Annotated in this window: 1 protein-coding gene; it reads right to left on the reverse strand. The window is 28.4% G+C overall.

The window, feature by feature from the left end; all coding sequences use genetic code 11:
* Window positions 1-1410, reverse strand: a 1410-nt coding sequence (ppk1, locus tag HMPREF0202_RS02250; RefSeq protein WP_023051759.1) for a polyphosphate kinase 1, incomplete at both ends; no start/stop codon positions are given.

A 1410-nucleotide genomic window follows, 5' to 3' on the forward strand; every position in this document is an offset into this window, starting at 1 on the left:
CTTCCATCTAAATTCCTTCTCATACAATCTGCACTTCCTAAATATAACTCTTCTTCTCCATTGTTTTCAAAATAATATATTCTATCATGTTCTAAAAATCTTCCAACTAAACTATAAACCTTTATATTTTCGCTTAATCCAGCTATTCCGGTCTTTAAACAACAAGCTCCTCTAACAATTAAAGTAACCTCAACTCCAGCTTTAGAAGCATCATAAAGCTTTTCTATTATTCCTTGATCTGTTAAACCATTCACTTTAATAACTACTTTTCCTAATCCACCTTTTGAAATATTTTCAATCTCTCTATCAATAAATCTGTATAATGTATCTCTTAAATGAGTTGGTGCAACTATTAGTTTTTTCCAATCATCTATCTTTGAAAATCCAGTTAATTTATTAAAAAGATAACTTGCATCTATTCCCATCTCTTCATCCATAGTAAAGAATGAGTAATCTACATATAGTTTTGCTGTTGAATCATTATAATTTCCTGTTCCTAAATGTACATATCTTTTTATCCCATCCTCTTCTTTTCTAATTATCAATAAACATTTGGCATGAGTTTTTAACCCACTTAATCCATAAATTACATGACACCCTGCTTCTTCTAGCTCTCTTGCCCATTTAACATTTCTTTCTTCATCAAATCGAGCTTTTAATTCTACTAATACTGTCACTTGTTTTCCATTTTCAGCAGCTTTTTTTAAATATTTTATTATTGGTGAATCACCACTTACTCTATATAAAGTTTGTTTTATAGCTAAAACTTTAGGATCTTGAGCTGATATTTTTACCAAGTCAACCACATGATCAAAGCTTTCAAAAGGATGTCTAAGTAAAATATTTCTTTTTGATAAAACTTTAAATATATTTTCACCAGCCAACTCTTTGTAATACCTTGGAATATTTTTTTCAAATTTTAACTCTTCAACTCCATCAACATCTACCATTCCCCATAAAAATGTCAAATCTAAAGGACCTAAAACAGGATAAAAATTCTCCTCTTCAAGTTCTATTTGCTCTTTTAAAAATTCTAAACTTTTATTAGAAACCCCACGAATATATTCAACTCTAACTGGATTACCCCATTTTCTATTTTTGACCTCTTTTTCTATTTCAACTAATAAATCCTCTGCACCACTGTTTTCATCTATACCTAAATCTTCATCCCTTGTAATTCTAAAATACCCTATATCTATTATTTCATAACCATTAAATAATCTATGAAGATTATTTTTTATTACCTCTTCTAATAAAATAAAATTATTACCACCAGGTAGCTTAATTAATCTATTTACAACTCTTGGAATTTCAACTATAGCAAAAGATATTCCATCCTTCTCTTTTACATTTAAAATTAGATTTATAGCTCCACTATTTAAATGTGGAAATGGTCTAAAAGTATCTATT

Source organism: Cetobacterium somerae ATCC BAA-474 (assembly GCF_000479045.1).
Classification (GTDB): Bacteria; Fusobacteriota; Fusobacteriia; order Fusobacteriales; family Fusobacteriaceae; genus Cetobacterium_A; species Cetobacterium_A somerae.